The sequence below is a fragment of the Pseudoalteromonas sp. Of7M-16 genome (genome assembly GCF_022347805.1).
GTDB classification, from domain to species: Bacteria; Pseudomonadota; Gammaproteobacteria; order Enterobacterales; family Alteromonadaceae; genus Pseudoalteromonas; species Pseudoalteromonas luteoviolacea_F.
Genome location: NZ_JAKRFY010000005.1, coordinates 225890 through 245653, shown reverse-complemented (window position 1 = coordinate 245653; position 19764 = coordinate 225890). Strand labels below are relative to the sequence as shown.

Annotated in this window: 17 protein-coding genes; 10 read left to right on the top strand and 7 right to left on the bottom strand. The window is 42.7% G+C overall.

From position 1 onward, the window contains the following. Positions 1-11: 11 nt before the first annotated feature. The 10 genes from MHN81_RS07465 to MHN81_RS07420 all read left to right on the top strand — a co-directional run bounded on the left by MHN81_RS07465 (position 12) and on the right by MHN81_RS07420 (position 12334). Entirely contained in the window at positions 12-1532 is a 1521-nt protein-coding gene (locus MHN81_RS07465; RefSeq protein WP_239425426.1) for a tryptophan halogenase family protein, read from the top strand. A 339-nt stretch (positions 1533-1871) separates the two neighbouring features. After that, complete coding sequence (locus MHN81_RS07460; protein ID WP_023401537.1) at positions 1872-2582, top strand: SapC family protein; 711 nt, start codon at positions 1872-1874, stop codon at positions 2580-2582. Between the two features lie 184 nt (positions 2583-2766). Beyond that, positions 2767-3798, top strand: coding sequence for an isoaspartyl peptidase/L-asparaginase (locus tag MHN81_RS07455; protein WP_023401538.1), 1032 nt, complete (start codon positions 2767-2769; stop codon positions 3796-3798). Between the two features lie 87 nt (positions 3799-3885). Then, positions 3886-4314 (top strand): CBS domain-containing protein, encoded by a 429-nt coding sequence (locus MHN81_RS07450; RefSeq protein WP_023401539.1) that lies wholly within the window; start codon positions 3886-3888, stop codon positions 4312-4314. A gap of 79 nt (positions 4315-4393) precedes the next feature. Continuing rightward, complete coding sequence (gene hrpA / locus MHN81_RS07445; protein WP_239425425.1) at positions 4394-8275, top strand: ATP-dependent RNA helicase HrpA; 3882 nt, start codon at positions 4394-4396, stop codon at positions 8273-8275. A gap of 85 nt (positions 8276-8360) precedes the next feature. Next, on the top strand, positions 8361-8744 hold the full coding sequence (locus MHN81_RS07440) for a response regulator (RefSeq protein ID WP_036977231.1): 384 nt from the start codon (positions 8361-8363) through the stop codon (positions 8742-8744). Positions 8745-8753: 9 nt separating this feature from the next. Then, positions 8754-9050 (top strand): PilZ domain-containing protein, encoded by a 297-nt coding sequence (locus tag MHN81_RS07435; RefSeq protein ID WP_023401542.1) that lies wholly within the window; start codon positions 8754-8756, stop codon positions 9048-9050. 209 nt (positions 9051-9259) lie between these two features. Continuing rightward, positions 9260-10735, top strand: a complete 1476-nt coding sequence (locus MHN81_RS07430) for an ATP-binding protein (protein ID WP_023401543.1) — start codon at positions 9260-9262, stop codon at positions 10733-10735. Between the two features lie 84 nt (positions 10736-10819). Beyond that, positions 10820-11491: a response regulator gene (locus MHN81_RS07425; protein WP_023401544.1), complete on the top strand. Its 672-nt coding sequence runs from the start codon at positions 10820-10822 to the stop codon at positions 11489-11491. After that, positions 11492-12334, top strand: coding sequence for a putative kinase (locus MHN81_RS07420; protein WP_023401545.1), 843 nt, complete (start codon positions 11492-11494; stop codon positions 12332-12334). It begins immediately after the preceding gene. A gap of 216 nt (positions 12335-12550) precedes the next feature. Here MHN81_RS07420 and MHN81_RS07415 read toward each other — a convergent pair whose 3' ends face one another. The 7 genes from MHN81_RS07415 to MHN81_RS07385 form a co-directional block, all read right to left on the bottom strand. Then, positions 12551-13417, bottom strand: a complete 867-nt coding sequence (locus tag MHN81_RS07415) for a Tim44-like domain-containing protein (protein WP_023401546.1) — start codon at positions 13415-13417, stop codon at positions 12551-12553. Positions 13418-13527: 110 nt separating this feature from the next. Further along, positions 13528-14253: a DUF3379 family protein gene (locus MHN81_RS07410; RefSeq protein WP_023401547.1), complete on the bottom strand. Its 726-nt coding sequence runs from the start codon at positions 14251-14253 to the stop codon at positions 13528-13530. After that, entirely contained in the window at positions 14253-14768 is a 516-nt protein-coding gene (locus MHN81_RS07405; protein WP_023401548.1) for a sigma-70 family RNA polymerase sigma factor, read from the bottom strand. The genes MHN81_RS07410 and MHN81_RS07405 overlap by 1 nt, the downstream gene beginning before the upstream one ends. Before the next feature lie 51 nt (positions 14769-14819). Continuing rightward, on the bottom strand, positions 14820-16466 hold the full coding sequence (locus tag MHN81_RS07400; RefSeq protein ID WP_239425424.1) for a BatD family protein: 1647 nt from the start codon (positions 16464-16466) through the stop codon (positions 14820-14822). Then, positions 16460-18346 carry a VWA domain-containing protein gene (locus MHN81_RS07395; RefSeq protein ID WP_023401550.1) on the bottom strand — a complete coding sequence of 629 codons (1887 nt, stop codon included), beginning with the start codon at positions 18344-18346 and terminating at the stop codon, positions 16460-16462. The genes MHN81_RS07400 and MHN81_RS07395 overlap by 7 nt, the downstream gene beginning before the upstream one ends. Position 18347: 1 nt before the next feature. Continuing rightward, positions 18348-19334, bottom strand: coding sequence for a VWA domain-containing protein (locus tag MHN81_RS07390; RefSeq protein WP_239425423.1), 987 nt, complete (start codon positions 19332-19334; stop codon positions 18348-18350). Beyond that, a complete protein-coding gene (locus tag MHN81_RS07385; protein ID WP_023401552.1) occupies positions 19327-19761 on the bottom strand; it encodes a DUF4381 domain-containing protein in 435 nt (144 codons plus the stop codon). The genes MHN81_RS07390 and MHN81_RS07385 overlap by 8 nt, the downstream gene beginning before the upstream one ends. Between the last annotated feature and the right edge of the window lie 3 nt (positions 19762-19764).

Sequence of the window (19764 nt, the reverse complement as noted above, 5' to 3'; positions counted from 1 at the left end):
TGGTATTTATTATGATTAAAAAAATCGTTATTGTTGGTGGTGGCACCGCAGGCTGGTTAGCAGCCAACCATCTGGGGAAGCGTTTTTTAGGTTCTGAAACCGTTGTTAAATTAATTGAGTCGGCAAATATTCCTACCATAGGTGTTGGAGAAGGTACGGTCCCAATGATGAGACAGACGCTCGAATATTTTGGTATTGATGAAGGCGAATTTATCAAAGAGTGTAATGTTGCTTTCAAGCAGGGGATCTCATTTGAGAATTGGATGGCCCCGCAAGCTGGTAAGACTCACCGATATTATCACCCATTTGATTTTTTTAGTTCTGAATTAGGCCTGGTGACGGCATGGCTTAATGACAATTCTGGTATCCACTTTGCCGATTTTGTCGGGTTTCAATCGACACTTTGCGATCATAATTTAGCACCAAAGTTAATCACTCAACCGCAATTTGATGGTGCCGCAAGCTATGCTTATCATCTCGATGCAGGCGCATTTTCAGAATTGCTAAAAAAGAATGCAATCAATAATTTGGGGGTTGTTCATCACTACAATGAACTAGATGAAGTCGCTTTGGACAATGATGGTGCGATTTCCCATTTGGTGACGGACGCCGGTGTTGAAACCGCCGATTTGTATATTGACTGCACCGGATTTAAGTCACTACTGCTTGGCACTGCTATGAAAACGCCTTTTGTGGCAAAAGGCGATGTGTTGTTTGCAGATAAAGCGCTCGCAGTCCAAGTTCCATACGCAGACAATGAGCAAATCCCTTCTTATACTCGTTCAACAGCACAGACCGCTGGCTGGATTTGGGATATTGGCTTATACAGCCGCAAAGGTATTGGTCATGTGTACTCGTCGAGCCATACGACTGAAACACAAGCATATGCCGAACTAGAAAGCTATATTGGCACTAATTTAGACAGTCTAAATGTACGCAATATTGATATGAAAGTGGGGTATAGAAGTAAGGCTTGGAGCAAAAACTGTGTAGCACTAGGGCTTTCTCAAGGTTTTGTAGAGCCTTTGGAGGCAACTGGGTTATTGGTATTTGACGTGACAGCTAAAATGTTGGCAGATACGTTACCAACTAGCACTTTGGCTTTTGAAACTGTAGCAAAACACTTTAACAATACAGTGACCAATATGTGGAGCAAGGTCATTGATTTTATTAAGCTTCATTATTGCATTTCTGATAGGTGTGATAGTCAGTTTTGGCTTGACAATAGATCGCCTGAATCTATCCCTGACTCACTGCGGGAAAAATTGGAACTTTGGAAATATAAAGTGCCCACAAATTATGACTTTGGTGGTAAATTTGACGTTTTTGATATAGATAACTATCTGTATGTATTATATGGCATGTCTTATCCAACTTGTGTCTATTCAAATCTCATTTCACCAGCTGAAATTAGAAGAATGTCTGACGTAATTGGCACAATCAAATATCAACAAAAACAGGCAAGAGAGTTAGCAATTGACAATAAGTCTTTGCTTGAAAAAATCCATCAATTTGGGTTGGCCAAACAATAAAGCAAACCGCCTGAGGCCCATGCGGCCTCTCAGGACATATGGTTTTATTAGGCGTTTTTGCAACTTTTTTATAGCTTACGCCATTATCAGTATTTTTCATGTCTCCTTGCCAAAGCTTTACAAGGCCCTATGATAGCCTGTTAATCACTCAAAGTTAGCATGTTTTTCACACACTCTCTTTAATACCCAGACACTGCTTTACACAACCTGAAATGTTGAACAAAAATTTTTTGTTAATAAATCAAAATTAAAGCTTTAATACTCTTTTCTTTTGTTTCTAAAACCTATAGCCTTAGGGCCACTAAAAGTAATAAATACGAATTTGAATGGAGTAGTATTATGGCGGAGCAACAAGTGCAGCCTTTACACAACGAGAAGCATGCCAACCTAAAAGTTAAAAATGGCATCAACGTTGAATTTCTAAAATCACAGCACCTAATCCCAGTTGTTGCGCATGAGTTTGCGCGTGTAGCGACTGAGTTCCCAATGGCGTTTGTTAAAAACACTGAGTCGGGTAAGTTTCAAGCTGTTGCGCTATTTGGCTTAGAGCCAGGCGAAAACCTTTACGTTAAAGATGACCAATGGCAAGCTGGTTTCGCACCTCTTGCAGCAGCACGTTACCCATTTGGTCTAGTAAAGCACCCTGAAGAAGATCAGTTTGGTATCGTTATTGACGAAGCAAGCCCGCTTGTAAGCGAAGAAGAAGGCAATGCGCTATTCGCTGATGGCAAAGAAACTGAGTACCTAGCGCGCCGTAAAGAAGCACTAGTAAACTACGTTGAGTTTGCACGTGTTACTGAAGTATTCACTCAGTACCTTGCTGAAAAAGAACTACTGGTTCAACAAACTTTGACAGTTGAAATCGCTGGTGAAAAGAAAGACATCAACGGTATCTACCTTGTAGATGAGCGTAAGCTAAATGAACTAAGCGACGAAGATTTCCTAGAGCTACGTAAGCGTGGCTACCTAGCACCAATTTTTGCTTTCCTAACGTCAACTCACCAAGTTGCACGTTTAGCTCGTTTAAAAGCTCAAGCACAAGAAGCTTAATTTTAAATGTTTTGATTCTAAAAAGCGCCTTATGGCGCTTTTTTGTTTTAAAGTGCAGCGCACACTAAATCAACCTATCAATATAATGTACATTTCCAACGCATAATGTTGCAGTCTTCCTTCCTTGTGTTTATCTTGCAAAATAAAGTGATGTGTAAATACGAAAAACAATAAGGAACACAGAATGCGCACGTTAACCGTTCTAGCCGCCGCCCTATCATTAATGACCTCTATACATGCTAAAGCACAAACGCAATCAGCTAGTCCAATTGCCATTGCTATCCATGGCGGGGCAGGCACAATTGAGAGAAGTCGCTTTACGACAGAACAAGAACAGGCTTATCGAGCAAAATTAAAAGAAGCTGTTGAGGCGGGGTATCAGGTGCTTAATCAGGGGGGCGATAGTTTGGATGCCATTACTCGAGCTATCAATATTTTAGAAGACTCTCCCTTTTTTAATGCTGGTAAAGGCGCTGTTTATACCTATGACGGTCATCACGAACTCGATGCATCCATTATGGATGGAAAGAATCGCCAAGCAGGCGCTGTTTCCGGTGTAAAGCACGTTAAAAACCCAATCAACTTGGCGCGTGAGATCATGGATAACTCCGTGCATGTTATGCTCAGTGGCGAGGGAGCTGAAACTTTTGCAAAACAGCAAGGCCTAGAACTGGTTAACTCACAATACTTTAATACGCCTCACCGACGTGAAGCGTTACAGCGTGCCAAAGAAAAGCTCAAGCAGCAAGAAAGCGGCACCAAGGATTATCAAGCCTTGCACAATGCATTGCCGCAAGCCTTTAAAATGGGTACTGTGGGCGCGGTCGCCCTAGATAAAAACGGCAACTTAGCTGCGGGAACCTCAACCGGCGGTATGACTGCAAAGCGCTACGGTCGCATTGGCGATTCACCCATCATAGGAGCTGGTACATTTGCTGATAACGCTTCTTGTGCTGTTTCCGCAACCGGCCATGGTGAGTATTTTATTCGATACAATGTCGCGGCGGATATCTGCGCACGGGTTTCATATCAAAATAAATCAATAGACAAAGCTGGCAAAGAGGTGATTTTCGGGCCCATGTATAAAGCAGGTGGTACTGGCGGTGTCATCATTGTTGATAAAAAAGGTAATGTCAGTATGCCGTTTAACACTAAAGGGATGTATAGAGCAAGTAAGTCTAGCCACTCGCCAACTTATGTGGGAATTTTTAAATAATGTTAGCAATTGTTGATTCTTAGGCAAATTTTTCAGTGCCAGCTACTATTATAATAATGGCTGGCATTTTATTTGGGGGAATAAACAATGCAATCAGTTAAAGTAGCAGATTATCTAAATCACAGACCCGTAACCTTTAGTTCAGATATGCGTGTAGAAATGGCGGTTGAAAAGCTTTTACAAAGCGGGCAGTCTGGCGGTCCAGTGTTAGATGAGCATCATAAAGTAATTGGCTTTTTGTCTGAGCAAGACTGTATTAAAAAAATGTTGGAAGCGACCTATCAAAATGAGTCCCATAGCATTGTGTCAGACGTTATGAATACCGCGCCAGTGTGTGTGAGTCCAGATGATAGTATCTTGCAAATTGCGGATAAAATGTCGAACGATAAACCTAAGTTATACCCAGTTTGTGACGAAGATGGCAGGTTAATGGGCGTGATAACCCGTGCTCATGTTTTACTCGCATTCGATAAACATTTACACGATACCTATGAATCTGGGAACAGATTTGTCTAAAAGTCTGTTTTTATTTGGGTAGAACCCTTAGGGTTTGATAGACTACGCGGCGATTTTGGAATTTTCAAGGTGTCGTGTAGTGGACTTAAAGTCGTTATATTCAGATATTCCTTTCTGTTTAAAGAAGGATCAGTTTCTATTTAAAAAACGTCTGCAAGGTGTTAAAAAAATAGCCGATGAAAAAAAGCAGCAAAAAGTAGTTGCTCAGATCGGCGAATCCATTGCACGTAGCCAACAATTAAAAATACAACGCCAAGAAGGGTTGCCGGAGGTAACCTACCCAGAGTCATTACCTGTAAGCCAGAAAAAAGAAGACATTAAGAAAGCGATTGCTGAAAATCAAGTGGTGATCGTCGCTGGTGAAACAGGATCAGGCAAAACGACTCAGCTCCCCAAAATTTGTTTAGAGCTAGGTCGTGGTATTGATGGGTATATTGGACATACTCAACCGCGCCGTCTTGCAGCTCGAAGCGTTGCTAACCGCATAGCCGAAGAGGTTGGCTGTGAGCTCGGTGAGGAAGTTGGTTTTAAAATCAGGTTTAGCGACCAAGTATCCGATAAAAGTTACGTAAAGTTGATGACTGACGGTATTTTGCTTGCTGAAATTCAGCAAGATAGATTCCTAAACCAATATGACACCATCATCATTGACGAAGCGCACGAACGTAGTTTAAATATTGATTTCATTCTTGGTTATTTGAAAAACCTATTGCCAAAAAGGCCCGATCTTAAAGTCATAATTACTTCAGCAACCATAGATCCAGAACGTTTTTCTAAGCACTTTAATAATGCCCCAATCATTGAAGTATCGGGGAGGACTTTCCCTGTTGAAGTACGTTATCGTCCCGTAATTGATGTTTCAGGCGATCAAAGCGAAGCAGAAAACGATCAACTTCAAGGCATTTTCGATGCAGTTGATGAACTGTGCGAAGCTGGATCGGGTGATATATTAATATTTATGAATGGCGAGCGAGAGATCCGAGATACAGCCGATGCGCTGGCAAAACGCAATTTAAAAGGGGTTGAAATTTTACCTTTGTTTGCACGTTTATCTAATGCTGAACAAAACCGTATATTTGCCCCTCATAGCCATCGCCGAATTGTGCTTGCAACCAACGTTGCGGAAACGTCGTTAACAGTGCCTGGGATCCGGTATGTAATTGACCCAGGTACCGCACGAATAAGTCGCTACAGCTATCGCACCAAAGTGCAGCGACTGCCGATTGAAGCGGTTTCCCAAGCAAGTGCAAACCAAAGAATGGGGCGCTGTGGACGTGTCGCCGCAGGTATTTGTATACGACTGTACTCTGAGGAGGATTTTGTATCTCGACCAGAGTTTACCGATCCAGAAATTCTGAGAACGAATCTCGCTTCCGTTATTCTTCAGATGTTGGCTCTGGGGTTAGGTGACATTGCAAAGTTTCCTTTTGTTCAAGCGCCCGATAGCCGAAATATCAAAGACGGTATGGCATTACTTGAAGAGCTTGGCGCTGTGCAGGCGGCTTCGCGCCGTGAGAACGCAAAGTTAACACAATCGGGTCGCAAGCTCAGCCGTTTACCAATTGATCCTCGCTTGGCAAAAATGGTGATGGCATCAGTCGATCAAGGTGCGCTAAATGAAGTGATTGTTATAGCAGCGGCTTTGTCTATCCAAGATCCACGAGAGAGGCCGCAGGAAAAACGGGGGGCTGCCGATGAAAAACACGGTAGATTTGAAGATCCAAATTCAGACTTTATGGCATTTTTGAATCTTTGGCAGTACCTAGAGGAGCAGCAAGAGGCGCTTTCTCGAAGTCAGTTTAGAAAGCAATGTCAGAAAGATTTTTTAGCCTACATGCGTATTCGAGAGTGGCAAGACATTGTTTATCAGCTCAAAACAGTCTGTGATGAAATGGACTATAAAGGGTCGGGAAATGAAGCGAGTTTTGAGGCTATTCATCAATCTTTGCTAAGTGGCATGCTCAGTCATATTGGCATGAAAGACGAGAAACAGCATTATAAAGGGGCACGAAATAGCTTATTTCATATTTTCCCAGGCTCTGCTTTATTCAAAAAGAGTCCAAAATGGTTGATGTCTGCAGAACTCGTTGAAACCAGCAAGCTGTATGCCCGGATCAATGCCAAGATTGATTTGGCTTGGGTTGCGCCACTCGCGCAACATTTGGTAAAGCGCAGCTATAGTGAACCACACTGGGAAAAGAAACAGGGTGCGGTTATCGCGTTTGAACAGCAAACTTTATATGGCTTAACCATTATTTCGAGAAAGCGCACGGTCTATAGCCAAATTGATCCAGTGATGAGCCGAGAGCTTTTCATTAAAGAGGCCTTAATAGGCCAACAGCTTGGTCAAAAAGCGCAGTTTTTGGAATATAATCAATCTCTTGTAGAAGAGATCCAATCATTAGAAAACAAAGCTAGGCGTCGAGATATCTTGGTTGATGAGCAAACCATGTTTGAGTTTTACGACGAGCGTATTCCTAGTGATGTAAACAACCGCGCTGCATTTAATCATTGGTTCAAAAAGCAAAGTGACAAACGAGTTTTGCACATGAACCGAGAGTCTCTAATGCAGCATGGTGCTGATAAAGTAACAGCTTTTGATTACCCAGATATGTGGCAGCAAGGCAATTTGATCCTTCCTCTGAGCTATCATTTTGAGCCAGGTAAATCGGTAGATGGTGTGACTGTCAATGTCCCTTTAGCTCTATTGAATCAAGTACAAAACGAAGGCTTTGATTGGCATATTCCGGCATTGAGACATGACTTAATTTGCGCGCTGATTAAAAGCTTACCAAAAACGCTGAGAAGAAACTTCGTACCGGCGCCAAATTATGCAGATGCTGTATTGGCCTCTATAGAGCCGTTGCAAGGCTCTCTATTAGAGTCGCTCGCGACGCGACTATTGCGAATGACTGGTGTTAAAGTTTCACAAGATGATTGGGATACAGCGTCACTTGAAACACACCTGAAAATGCAATTTGAAGTGGTTGATGACAGTGGAAAAGTGATTGCCCATGGATTTGATCTCGACGCATTGAAAGAGCAATTACAAGGCAAAGTGTCACAAACTCTCTCTAAAGTTGCAGAAAAGGGAATTGAGCAAGAAAATTTAACAGAGTGGGTTTTTGGTAAGCTACCCCAAGAGTATACCAAAACACAAGGTGGATATGAGATTAAGGCTTTCCCTGCTTTAGTTGATAAAAAAGACAGCACAGCCATCACACTGTTTGACCACCCAGAAAAAGCAGCGCAAGCGCATCAACTGGGCTTGCGACGGTTAGTATTGTTAAATATTCCATCTCCGGTGAAGTATTTACAACAGCACTTGCCAAATAAAGCGAAGCTAGGCTTATATTTCAATCCTTTTGGTAAGATCCATGATCTTATTGCTGATTGCACAGCTGCAGGTGTAGACAGTCTATTGAGACAGTTTGAAGCCATCCGAGATGAGGCTGAGTTTGAAACCGCAAAAGAGTTTATTCGCGGTGAGCTGGGTGACAAAGTCGTTGAAATAGCATCACAGGTTGAACAGGTATTAAGTATTGCACATAGTGTCAACAAGCGAATGAAAGGCAGGGTAGATTTAACCATGATCACAGCTCATGGCGATATCAAATCTCAATTAGAATCGCTCATATTTAAGGGATTTGTCAGTGGGCATGGTGCAGACAAAATGCCAGATTTATTGCGTTATCTCAGGGCAATAGAAAAACGATTAGAAAAATTACCTGTAGACCCTAACCGAGATCGCTTATGCGTACTAGAGTTAGATAAGGTATCTGAGTTGTATGCTCAAAAGTGTAAGAAAGTTGCCAAGGGAATGCCAACACCAGATGGTTTGACACATATTTTTTGGATGATACAGGAACTAAGAGTGTCATTGTTCGCTCAAACCTTAGGTACACCTTATCCAATTTCAGCTAAGCGTGTTATGAATGCGTTAAATGAGTTGGATTTATAGGAATTGACTTGCATTTTGCTTTCAGCCAATTACCTTAATAAGAGGATTTAAATTTTTGGATTGTGATAAGGAAGCGACATTGACTATGTCCACGCAGCAAAGACGGAGTAGAACACCGCATGTGTTAGTTGTTGATGATGAGTACTTTAACTACGAAATGTTGTCGATGGCTTTGTCAGATGCGTTTAAATTCAGTTATGCGGAATCTGGGATCAGTTGTTTATCTAATGCGATAGCTGATCCACCTGATGTCATTTTGTTAGACGTCTGTATGCCCGGGTTGGACGGGTATGACACTTGCCGCATGTTGAAAAATACACCCGAAACCAAAGATATTCCGGTCATGATGGTATCAGGTCTAGAATCTGAACAAGAAAAACAAGCAGGATATGAAGCAGGTTGTGATGAATATGTGGTAAAACCATTCGCTATGCAATCGCTTTTGGAAAAAATAAAAAATATGGTCTAGGAGCTCACTATGATCCATGAAGATAAGCGTCGCTTTATGCGTATGATGGTCAATGCGCAAGCAGAGTTGACTGTTAACCAGTCAGGTGAAAAATTACTTGGAACTTGTCAAGACCTAAGTGCTACGGGGCTGTCAATCGAAATTGAACACCCATTGGAAATTGGAGAGATGGTTGCGGTGTTCATCAACAGCAAAAGCACAACGATTCCTCCGTTTAATGCCAGTGCTAAAGTTGTTCGTTGCAGCAGTAATGAATCCGCAGAAGACAGTTACGTTGTCGGCCTAGAAATCGTTCAGTTTAACTAAGGCGTTTTAACCCATTGCGAAGGTAAATTCATCGCCTTCGCTTACCTAACTTCCACTATTTTTGCACAATCTTATTTGATAATTTCTGCAGTAGACTACAAACCAGCCTTGTATATGCGACTTACGCCACCTGCATTGATCCATATAACAGTAATCGTGAGGCTAGGTGCTAAGTTACTGCTTGTATCTTTGATTTTTATGGAGTGTCGATGAGGTTAACCCTAAGACGAAAGCTGCTAGCTATATTGCTGTTAGTTAACGCAGTGCTTATATCGGCAGTGTACTATGCAAATCAGCTGGCATTTGAAAAGAGCTTTAAAGAATACTTGCAAGACAGTAGCCGTGCTAAATTAACCGCAATTTTGCCAACTATCAGAGAGAACTTTGAAATGTACGGTGAAGGGTGGATGACAAGAAGAAACCCCCATTGGACAAGATTGGTTGGAGAGTTTCACGGTCGCTCACAAGATGAGATAGACGACATGGTAAGGCGCCCACGAAGAGGGCCGCCCAGACATCATCGACCGGCTGAGCCTGAAAGACGTGAGGGAAGAGAAGATCGCCCTCCTAGGCACATGCGAGGGGCACAAGCTAGGTTGGTATTTAAGTCAGCTACTGGTGAGCTATTGAAAGGAAAAAAGGACAGTAAAAATAAAACACTTTGGCTCGAAGTGTATGAAAATGAAGACAACTCAGGCAAGCTTCTCGGGTATATCGGGCTTGAAAATGGCCTCGAAATAAGCAATTCATTAGATTCAGTTTTCGCCAACAGGCAGCAGCATTGGTTTTTAGGTATTGCGATTATAGCGATGCTGGTTAGTAGCCTATTAGCTATTCCATTTAGCCGCTTTTTAGTCGCGCCAGTTCTATCGTTAAGAGCTGCGGCAAAAAAAATAGCGTCAGGCAATTACGAAGCACCTTTTAAATCATATAGTAAAGATGAGCTCGGGCTGCTTGCTAGAGATTTAAACACATTGGCAATTACACTGGCGGAAAACCAGCACTCTAGACAGCAGTGGATCGCTGATATTTCTCATGAGTTGAGAACGCCGATCGCGGTATTTAAGGCTGAGCTTGAAGGGATGATTGATGGCATTATCGAGTCAGACGAAGCTCAGCTTCATTCACTCTATGATGAGATTAATCGGCTAACAAAGTTGGTTGATGATTTACACCAGCTTTCTATGTCAGATAGAGGATCGCTCAGTTACCACATGTCAGAGTGTGATATTTCAGAGATAATTGGCCATACTTTTGATGCGCACTTAGCCACACTGAAGAGCAAGCACTTTGAGTGGGCGATCGATGTGCAATCAAAGACAGTGCTGTATTGTGACGAAGCGCGGCTTTCTCAGTTGTTTGGTAATTTTATGCAAAATACGCTGCGTTATACTGACTCTAGCGATGCCTTAGCCGGCAAAATTAAGGTTGTGATCTCTCAAGAAGAAAACCATCTGTTGATCCGATGGCAAGACAGTGGCCCGGGTGTAGATCCTGAATTGCTGCCAAAACTATTTGATAGACTCTACCGAGTGGATAAGGCTAGAGATAGGGCTTCAGGAGGTTCTGGGTTGGGGCTCGCTATTTGTGCCAGTATTGTTCAAGCACATAATGGCTCTATCAAAGCGAGTGAAAGCGAGTTGGGCGGTGTTAGCGTCGATGTCTTGCTTCCTCTTGAGCAATAAATGGCAGTTTGGTTAACCTGGATTTTGTAAATATTGCTGATATATTCAAAACTAACAGCAGAAAAGTACCACCAAGGCATTGAAATGAATAAACAAAAAGTACTAATTGTCGAAGACGAAGAAAAACTAGCAATTGTATTAGGTAAATATCTTGAGCAAGCTGGATATGAGTTCGATATTGTTATGGATGGTGCTGAAGCATTAAAAAAAGTACGAACTTTTACACCCGACATTATTTTATTGGACTTAATGCTGCCTTCTGTTGATGGCATTGAGATCTGTACACAGGTACGCAAAGATTCAGATGTACCAATTGTTATGACAACCGCGAAAGTCGAAGAAATCGATAGACTACTTGGTTTAGAGGTCGGCGCTGATGATTACGTATGCAAGCCTTACAGTCCAAAAGAAGTCGTTGCGCGTGTTAAAGCTATTCTTAGGCGTACCAGTAGTTCAACGCCGATACAAACAGGTTTAGTGTTGGATGAAGAGACATTGTTTGTTAATTATAACGGTCAACGGACCGATTTAACGCATGTCGAGTTCATGTTGCTAAAGACTATGTTTAAGCACCCAGGACGTGTCTACAACCGTGCACGATTAATGGATTCAATCTATGATGATGACCGTGTGGTCAGTGATAGGACTATCGATAGCCACATAAAAAAAATACGCAAAAAGCTACAAGACATTGCCCCTGATAGCGAGTTTATCCACTCTATCTATGGTGTTGGATACAAATTTGAAGTGATGTAAATGTCTGCTTTGGCATCGTGGCAAAGGCTGTTTTGTGAAACACACAAAGTCCCCACTCAATATATACAGCAAACTGAAAAAGCGCTCGCTTGGTTTAAAAGTACAGTTAATAGCCAAGTTGAGCCTCAATGTATAGCCATAAGTGGCTGCCAAGGGAGTGGCAAGTCCACTTTGGCTGCATATTATGTTGCATACTTACGTGCACATGGCTATCTGGCCGAGTTTGTATCAATTGATGACTTTTATTACGGTAAATCTGAACGTCAAAACCTTGCGAAACGTCTGAGTGCTCCTTTCGCGACTCGTGGTGCACCCGGCACTCATGATGTGCAAGCTGCAATATCAGCCATCACACAGTTTAAACAGTGTCAACCTTTTATATTACCTCAGTTTGATAAATCGACAGATAACCCTTATCCAGTTTCAGCATGGAAACGGGTGTCTTCCAAGCTTGATGTACTTATCATTGAAGGGTGGTGCCTTGGTCTACCTGTGCAACCAGCAGATTTGATACAAGGTGCTTGTAACGTATTTGAACAGAAAAACGATGCTATGGGCCAGTATCGTACGCAGGTAAACCACTTTTTAGCGGCGGACTATCAGATATTGTTCAAGCTCTTCGATAAATTGGTTTTTTTGAATGGTCAGAGTTTTGAACGAGTTTTTAAGTGGCGTCTAGAGCAAGAAAAAAAGCTGATTGCGGCTAAAGGAGTTGGCATGACAAATCGTCAAGTTTTCGATTTCATCCAGTCTTATCAGAGGTTAACTGAGTGGGGGTTTGCCACCTTACCAGCAATATGCGACCTAGAGCTAAAGCTTGATGAGGAAAGGGGAATAAGTTAATACAGGATTAAATATGAATGTGGTGAACAGCTCTGCTTGAGCCTGGGCGTTGGCCTAGTTTGTTTATTGTTGAAATAGCCCGTATGTGTACGTAAAAGTCGTGAGATACCGAGTGTTTTTGTATATGTGGTCTATGTGCTGATAGTTTAAAAATAGTTTTACAAAACAGACAGATAAAAAATGGGCTCCTTTAGAGCCCATTTTTAACGCTTATAATTAGCTTTCAATTAGGTCTTCAACACCTACGATAAGCCAAGGCGCGTCGCCTTGTGTTTTGCGCTCTAAGTGCCAAACTTCGTGAATTGGCTCTTCTTGCATATCACCTAAGTCACGGTATTTGCCTCGGAACATCACGCTGATCTCCCACTTGTCAGCATTTACATCAGCACGAGCAAGTTCTGCATCAACAAACATAACTTCCGTTGCCACGTCGCCTTGCTGCTCACGCTCTTGACGGAACTCTTCAACAAGCTCTGGGCTCAAGTATTCAGCCATTGTTGCGTAGTCTTTCTTGTTCCAAGCGGTTTGAATTGTTTGGTAGTGCGAACGAGCACCTTGTAGGAAGCCGTTTACGTCGAAATCACGTGGCAAGTTAAATGGTACTTCTTGTTGTGCTCCAAATCCTCCGCCAGTCTGGTTTGCTTGAAATTGCTGAGGTTGCGAGAAGCTTTGGTTTTGCTGCTGTTGTTGCTGACCAAAGTTAGGAGCTCCTGCCATTTGTGGCTGTTGCTTTTTGCGCATAAAGCCCATTATGACTTTGAAAAGAACAAATGCTGCGATGGCGAATAGGATCATCTCAAGGAATTGGAAACCCTCAAAATCATCACCCATCATTGCAGCGATCAGGCCACCTGCTAGCAGACCACCTAAAACACCAGCCATAATGCCTTTTTTACTCGATTTCTTTTTAGTGCCTTGCTGTGCAGCAAGAGATTTAGTATCAACTTGCTTTTTTTGTTGTACAGTGGATGTCTGATGTGTTTTGCCTTTTTTCTTGCCGCCAAACTTCTTACGAGCCTCAGCGTCAAAAGCTGTTGCAAATAACATCGAAACGATAGTCAATAAAACAAAAAATTGTTTCATGGTTTTCCTCTAAGTTTAAATACTGTTTGTCATTCTAATGAAATTAGACAAGAAATTGAACTGAAATAGGATTGATTCGGGAACAAAAAGGGCGCTTTACACGCCCTGTTTTACAGCCAACGTAAGGAGTCGTTGACTTCTCCTTGATATTTATCGAGAGGAGCGCCCAATTTTGCAACTAAAATGGTGTCTGCATTTGCTCCTTTATTGATTGAGCCACTGTAACGATCATCGTTAAATTGAGTATCACCTTGACGGTAATCATTACTTTCACTTGGTACAATAAATACCGTCATCGGCCCGTGATCTGATTGAAAGATTAAGTGCAAGCTGCGCTGACCTTTAAAATTACAAAAAGTAGCATATGTTACTTTACCGGGAAGTGACTCAAGTTTACCACCGAGCATAGCAAGCTTTTCGTTAACCACTTGCAAAGTGACTTCTTTACTCAGCTTTAAAGCGCTTTCTTCATAATAAACGTGTTCTAGAGCATGCTCGCCAGCGTATAAAGGCGTTGGCACAACTGTACTGAAATACACCATTACAGCTAAAGCGACCGATGCAGCTGAGGCAATTGGCACAGTAAAACGCTTATACCAAGATAGCTGTACAACGTTTTCCGATGACTGTGTGTCAGACTCAGATTCCATGTTTTTCAGCAGCTTTGCCTGCAAATCATCGGGTACAGGCACATTTAACGCATTACCTAGCAAGGCGTCGAAATCTTGCGCCTCGTCAAGCAAACGCTTTTTAGCTGGATCTTGTTCCGCTTCGTCTATAAGTTGCTCATCGCTTGGATCGGCGAACAGGCGACGGCGAAATTCTAAATCATCCATCAGTTTGATGCCCCCTTTGCTGATTCATTCACGTTAGTTAGTGCCTCTTTTAGCTGATTTCTTGCTCTATACAGTCTTGTCATTACTGTATTTTTGTTTAATTCTAAAATGTCCGCGATCTCGTCTCCTGAGCACCCCATCACAACTTGCAGTAAAAGTGGCTCTCTATATTCTGGAGCTAATCGACTAATTTGCCTTTGTACGACAGTTTGTTCCATTTCATCATCTAACGCTGTACTTTTGGTGTCGACCAATGTGTCGTTCTCGACATCAGCGTAATCAAATTGTTTTCTCTCAAAACGACGTGCATTTTCTCGTCGTAAAATAGTTAATAACCAGGATTTGGCTGCTTTTTCATCTTGCAGTGCGTCTAATGAGCGCCATGCACGTAAAAATGTTTCCTGAACCAAATCCTCTGCAATGGTTGGATCTTGGCATAACCAATAAGCAAAGCGGTATAACTCCGTATGGTAAACCTGAACCAAAGATTCGTAACGTTTTTGTTTTTGGGTCATGCTAACTAGACCTTGCCTTTAGCAATATTATTTCATTTTTTGCCATATTTTTTAGTACAACTTCTCTAAGCTATTCTTAGTATCTGATTTTGAACGCTTTTTAATTTTACACACTTGATTGTATAGCGCCACTAGATCGACTTGTTGCTTATTTGCACTATAAAGGCAAGCCTGCAATTTTGCAATTTGTTCCCGAATTTCGGGGCTTTGCTGGTCTAACCATGATTTGAGTGTCTGGTCAAACGCAAGTTCGACATATTGGCGTAGCAAAGTATAAAACTGACTGTTGTCGCCTTGTTTGGCCGCTTTACCCAATTGTTTTAGTCTCACTGTCACATCTGTATTAGCGGCAACCTCTGATCCGCTTGAGGGAACAGCTACTGGTTTGGCTGGTTTTTTCAAAAGCCACAAGGCCAAGGTTACAAACCATAAAAGGTAGCCTAACCCCATTAGTCCCCAGTCTAACCAAGATTTTTCTGCTTCCTTGTACACTATTTGGGGGTCAGTGATGGATTGTTGCGCAGGCGTTTGGGAAACCATACTGGGTTGTGATTGAGCGATAGGTTGTTGTGGTTGATTGGGATCAGCGACAACTTCAATGGTTCTGGCTGGTAAAGTGGCATATTGCACGCGATTTATTACTGTGTTGAACCAAGGGAGTTTTAGTTCTGGCAGTGTATATGTCCCCGGTTTTTGCGGGAGTAGGGCATAAGATGCAACCATTTGCGAAATGACTCGCCCATCACGTGCCATTTGATTACGGTCTGTTTCGTCTGGATAAATTCTAAAACCATCTACACTGGGTACTTCAATATCGGGCAATTGTTCTTTGGTTATACCTAAGGCTGTCAATGTAAATGTTCTAGTAATCGGAGAACCAACAACTACTTGGTTATCCTCGGGTTGCCATTCTTCTGCAAGATTAACTAATTCGCTTGGCAGCCATGCGCCGCGATAGTTATCAGGAATGGGCTTTATTTCCACATCTATTGAATCACCGACGGCACTTACGGCCATTCTGCGATATTCTTCCCGTACTTGGCCGTTGAAAATGGGCCCTTCGATTGTATAACTACCACTTTTTTGTGGTTGTATTAAATACTCTCTGGTGATAACTCGATAACGGCGACCATCTAGCACTTCGTAGTTTTCTTCTTGTTGACCCATTGCAGTGATAGAGCCATCTTCCATTGATGGTGGGGTCATTTGTGCTTCAAGTAAATCCTTACCAATGAATAGTTTTACTGTATAGAGTGCTGCTTGTTGCACATATAACGATTGAGGGTTGAGCTCTGTGGTGACAAATACGTCTTTTTGCTGGCTGTCATCCGCCTCTCTGGCTACAACGCGCAGGTTGATTGGTTGGCTCTTGGCACCTGATATTTCAAATGCAGGAATAGTGAACTCACCTGCACTTCGAGACATAACCTGCATTTGCCAGCTTGTTGCACTACTCATACTACCGTTGATGATCTGAGTACGTGAGCTGGTACTAACAGGGCCCGTAATAAAGTTTTGTGCGATGGCTGAAGTGTCAGGCATTTGCCCTGAGACTTTACCATTGGCTTCAATTGTCAACGTAAAGTATTCACCAACCAACACAGGGTTTTTGTCAACACTGGCCGTCAATCTGTCAATGGCCAAAGCGGGCAGTGCGACAGCGAAAATAATAAAACAGATTGCAAATCGCATTACCATGATTTTTCAGCTCCTACTGGTTGTCTCTGTTGTTGTCTTTGTCGTGATTCTAAAAGCATTTTGTTCTTTAACAAAATAGCCGGATCATCCGGCACTCTGCGCAGAAGCTGGTCCAACTGTTGCGCCTTTTCCTTTTCTTCAGGGGTGAGCTCCCTCATTTGTGAAGGTGTCAAACTTTGTGTTTGTTCACCTTCTTGCGGCTCAGCTTGCTGAGGTTGAGCTTGTTGTTGCGCAGCTTTTTGCTCAGCTTGCTCTTGTGATTGTTCCTCTTCTTTACCTGACTGTTTGTCAGCTAATTCTGGGTTATTTTGATTTTGTTGCTCAGACCGTTCACTGCTATTTGTTTGATCTGACTGCTCATTTTGCTCTTGTTCAGACTCATTTTCTTGGCCGTCTTGAGATTCGCTATTTTGACCATTTTGCTGGTCTGATTGCTGCTGTTCCTGTCCTTCACCTTGCTGATTGTCTTGCTGTTGCTCGGAGGACTGCTGGTTCTGGTCTTGGTTGCTTTGATCTTGATTTTGTTGCGATTGTTGCTCTTTGATCTGCTCAAGCAGTTCTTTATTTTCTTGCGCTTGATTCAAGTTGGGGTTCAAATTTAGCGCTTGTTCATAAGCTTCAACTGCTTCATCTAACTTTCCTAAGTGAGCTAGCGCATTCCCTAAGTTATATTGGCCGATTGCGGTATTGGCATGTTGAAGTGCCTGTGCAGCTTGCTCATACTGGCCTTGTTTGTACAGTGCAGCACCTTTGAGAGCTGCGTTTTGAGCGTTAGTTGCCTGTTCGAAATCTTCAGCTTGGTATGCTGAAAGGGCTTTTTGGTCCGTATTTTTAAACCATGATTGCCAATCCGCCGCGTAAGTTGGTTGACTGGGTAGAAAAGCTAAGGCACATATACTCAAAGCAACAGCGCTATTTCTGAATGCGATCAATGCCAAAGGTACGATGACGAATAAAAGGTATTTACCGGCATCGACACGCCATAGCGTTTCATTTGGCTCTTTGGGTGTTTCAATATCTTGAGTATTGTTGGAGGCAAAAGTTTCAATGTCCGAGCTGTCTGGCGAATAAGTTGCATATTTTCCACCTAAACGTTGTGCTAGCGAACGAAGCCTATCTACGTATAGTTTGGGTACTACAATTTGCCCATATCTGTCTTTCAAAAATCCACCCTCTGGTACGCTGATCGGAGCGCCTTGGGCTGTGCCAACACCGTAAACATGGAGTGTGTATCCTGTTCCACTCAACATGCTATGGATATCTTGGGCATCTTCCAATTCAACTTCGTCAGTGATAAGAACGATTTCACCCGATGGGTATCCTGCTTGCTCAAGTAGATTCTTTGCCTGATCTATACCTGCCAAAACGTTAGCGCCTTTGCCTGGCATAATGGCTGGACTAATACTCGGCACTAGGTTTTCTAAAGTATTAACATCACTGGTTAATGGTGACACAATAAAAGCGTCTTGCGCATAAGCGACTAACGCGGTATCACCCTCATTAAATTGCTTTAACATATCCAGAGTTTTAAAACGGGCCTGTGTAAGCCTGTTAGGCGCAATGTCGGTTGAGTACATGGAGTAAGACATATCCATCACTAAAACGCGAGCTTGCTTTGTGGTAAATACAGGGACGCTTTGTTTCTCAATACTTGGTCCCGCTGCAGCAAGTATGCCCAGCAACAGGATTAAACTGGTTAGCCATGAGGAATGGCTCGATTTAGTCTGCTCTCCTTCGGTAAGTACTACTTTCGCCAGATGTGGGGCAATAATTTGAGACTGTTTGTTGCTTGTTCTTTTATACCACTGCAGTAGGCTTATCACCAACCACGGGAGCAGCAGCCAAAGCAGGTCAGGTCGAATAAATTGAAATTCGGTCATATTAATTACCTCGCCTCCACTGTTTTGCAAAACGAATCAATAGGGCGATGGCCCATATTGCTAATGCAGCCATTAAAGGCAAATAGAATAGTGCGAGCTTGGGTCGAAAGGTTTCGTCTTCAGCAGAAATAGGCTCTAAGTTGTCTAGCTCAGAATAAATTTGTTGTAAACCTTGCACGTCTTTAGCTCGAAAGTAGCGACCACCAGTTTCATCGGCAATATGGGTGAGTGTTTGCTCATCTATACTTGCTCCTGACATGCTGCCCAAAGAAAAGAACCCCATATTCCTGCGCCCGTCTGAGCCAACGCCAATGGTGTACACTTTAATACCTTCTTCACGCGCTAAGATGAGTGCCTCTTCCGGTTGTAAGTTTCCAGCGGTATTTTGACCATCAGTGAGTAAGATTAAAATGCGATTGCTTTCTTCTTTTTGGTTGAATCGTTTTACTGCAAGGCCTAGCGCATCACCAATGGCGGTTGCTCTACCGACCAAGCCAATTTGTGACTCTTGAAGCATTTGACTAACTGTATTTATGTCTTTGGTTAAGGGGGTTTGTAAAAATGCGGTATCAGCAAATAAGATAAGGCCAAGTCTGTCGCCTTGGCGCTGCTCTATGAAGTCACCCAGTACAGCTTTTACAACTGATAAGCGGTCTATGTAACGGCCGTTATACTCCATGTCCTCTTCCGCCATTGAGTGAGATAAGTCGACCGCGAGCATAATATCTCTGCCTTCGCTTGGTAACGTAATAGGGTCGTCTAACCAAGTGGGATTGCTCAGTGCAGTAACTAGTAACAGCCAGATGAGCATTTCAAGCCAGTTTTTATTCCGGGAAAACGATTGTTCTTGCGTACCCATGCCGCCCAGACTTGCATAACTGGGCATACGGATTTTCTGCTGGGTTCTAGCCGGAATGGGTTTTAATTTGGCTATGAGCCAAGGTAGTGGCAGCAGTAAAAATGCCAGTGGCCACTCAAATTCAAACATCTAAGCGCTCCTTGGTTTTAAACGTCTTTATTGCCATCATTAGTTTTTCAACCTGATCGTTTTTGTTATCTGATTTATATAATGAAGCAATATCTTGTTCACTAAACTGTGCTTTTGACAACAAGTTCAAGGTTTGGCACCAATTGGACGTTGATTGAGCCGCCACCGTGGCACCATAGTAGTGTTTTGTTAGCCTTTTTAGTAAACCGTGTAATGCCAGTGCATCTTTTATTTCTAATTGACTGAGCTTGATAGCTTCTCGCTTAGCTGCGCCGTATTGCCAGCTGCGATACAAGTAGAAGCTGCATAGCAAAAGTATCAGCGTTGAGGTGATAATAAGTGCCCATGTTGGCAGTGATAGGGGCCACCAATTTACCTGCTCAGGTGGCAAGACATCATGTAAGGCATCTAATGGAGATGGATTCATTGT

Coding starts and splice junctions, on each gene's coding strand:
- MHN81_RS07430 (WP_023401543.1), top strand. CDS start 9,260: ATGAGGTTAACCCTAAGACGAAAGCTGCTAGCTATATTGCTGTTAGTT.
- MHN81_RS07420 (WP_023401545.1), top strand. CDS start 11,492: ATGTCTGCTTTGGCATCGTGGCAAAGGCTGTTTTGTGAAACACACAAA.
- MHN81_RS07400 (WP_239425424.1), bottom strand. CDS start 16,466: ATGGTAATGCGATTTGCAATCTGTTTTATTATTTTCGCTGTCGCACTG.
- MHN81_RS07455 (WP_023401538.1), top strand. CDS start 2,767: ATGCGCACGTTAACCGTTCTAGCCGCCGCCCTATCATTAATGACCTCT.
- MHN81_RS07415 (WP_023401546.1), bottom strand. CDS start 13,417: ATGAAACAATTTTTTGTTTTATTGACTATCGTTTCGATGTTATTTGCA.
- MHN81_RS07410 (WP_023401547.1), bottom strand. CDS start 14,253: ATGGATGATTTAGAATTTCGCCGTCGCCTGTTCGCCGATCCAAGCGAT.
- MHN81_RS07460 (WP_023401537.1), top strand. CDS start 1,872: ATGGCGGAGCAACAAGTGCAGCCTTTACACAACGAGAAGCATGCCAAC.
- MHN81_RS07395 (WP_023401550.1), bottom strand. CDS start 18,346: ATGACCGAATTTCAATTTATTCGACCTGACCTGCTTTGGCTGCTGCTC.
- MHN81_RS07405 (WP_023401548.1), bottom strand. CDS start 14,768: ATGACCCAAAAACAAAAACGTTACGAATCTTTGGTTCAGGTTTACCAT.
- MHN81_RS07385 (WP_023401552.1), bottom strand. CDS start 19,761: ATGAATCCATCTCCATTAGATGCCTTACATGATGTCTTGCCACCTGAG.
- MHN81_RS07425 (WP_023401544.1), top strand. CDS start 10,820: ATGAATAAACAAAAAGTACTAATTGTCGAAGACGAAGAAAAACTAGCA.
- MHN81_RS07450 (WP_023401539.1), top strand. CDS start 3,886: ATGCAATCAGTTAAAGTAGCAGATTATCTAAATCACAGACCCGTAACC.
- MHN81_RS07440 (WP_036977231.1), top strand. CDS start 8,361: ATGTCCACGCAGCAAAGACGGAGTAGAACACCGCATGTGTTAGTTGTT.
- MHN81_RS07390 (WP_239425423.1), bottom strand. CDS start 19,334: ATGTTTGAATTTGAGTGGCCACTGGCATTTTTACTGCTGCCACTACCT.
- MHN81_RS07465 (WP_239425426.1), top strand. CDS start 12: ATGATTAAAAAAATCGTTATTGTTGGTGGTGGCACCGCAGGCTGGTTA.
- MHN81_RS07435 (WP_023401542.1), top strand. CDS start 8,754: ATGATCCATGAAGATAAGCGTCGCTTTATGCGTATGATGGTCAATGCG.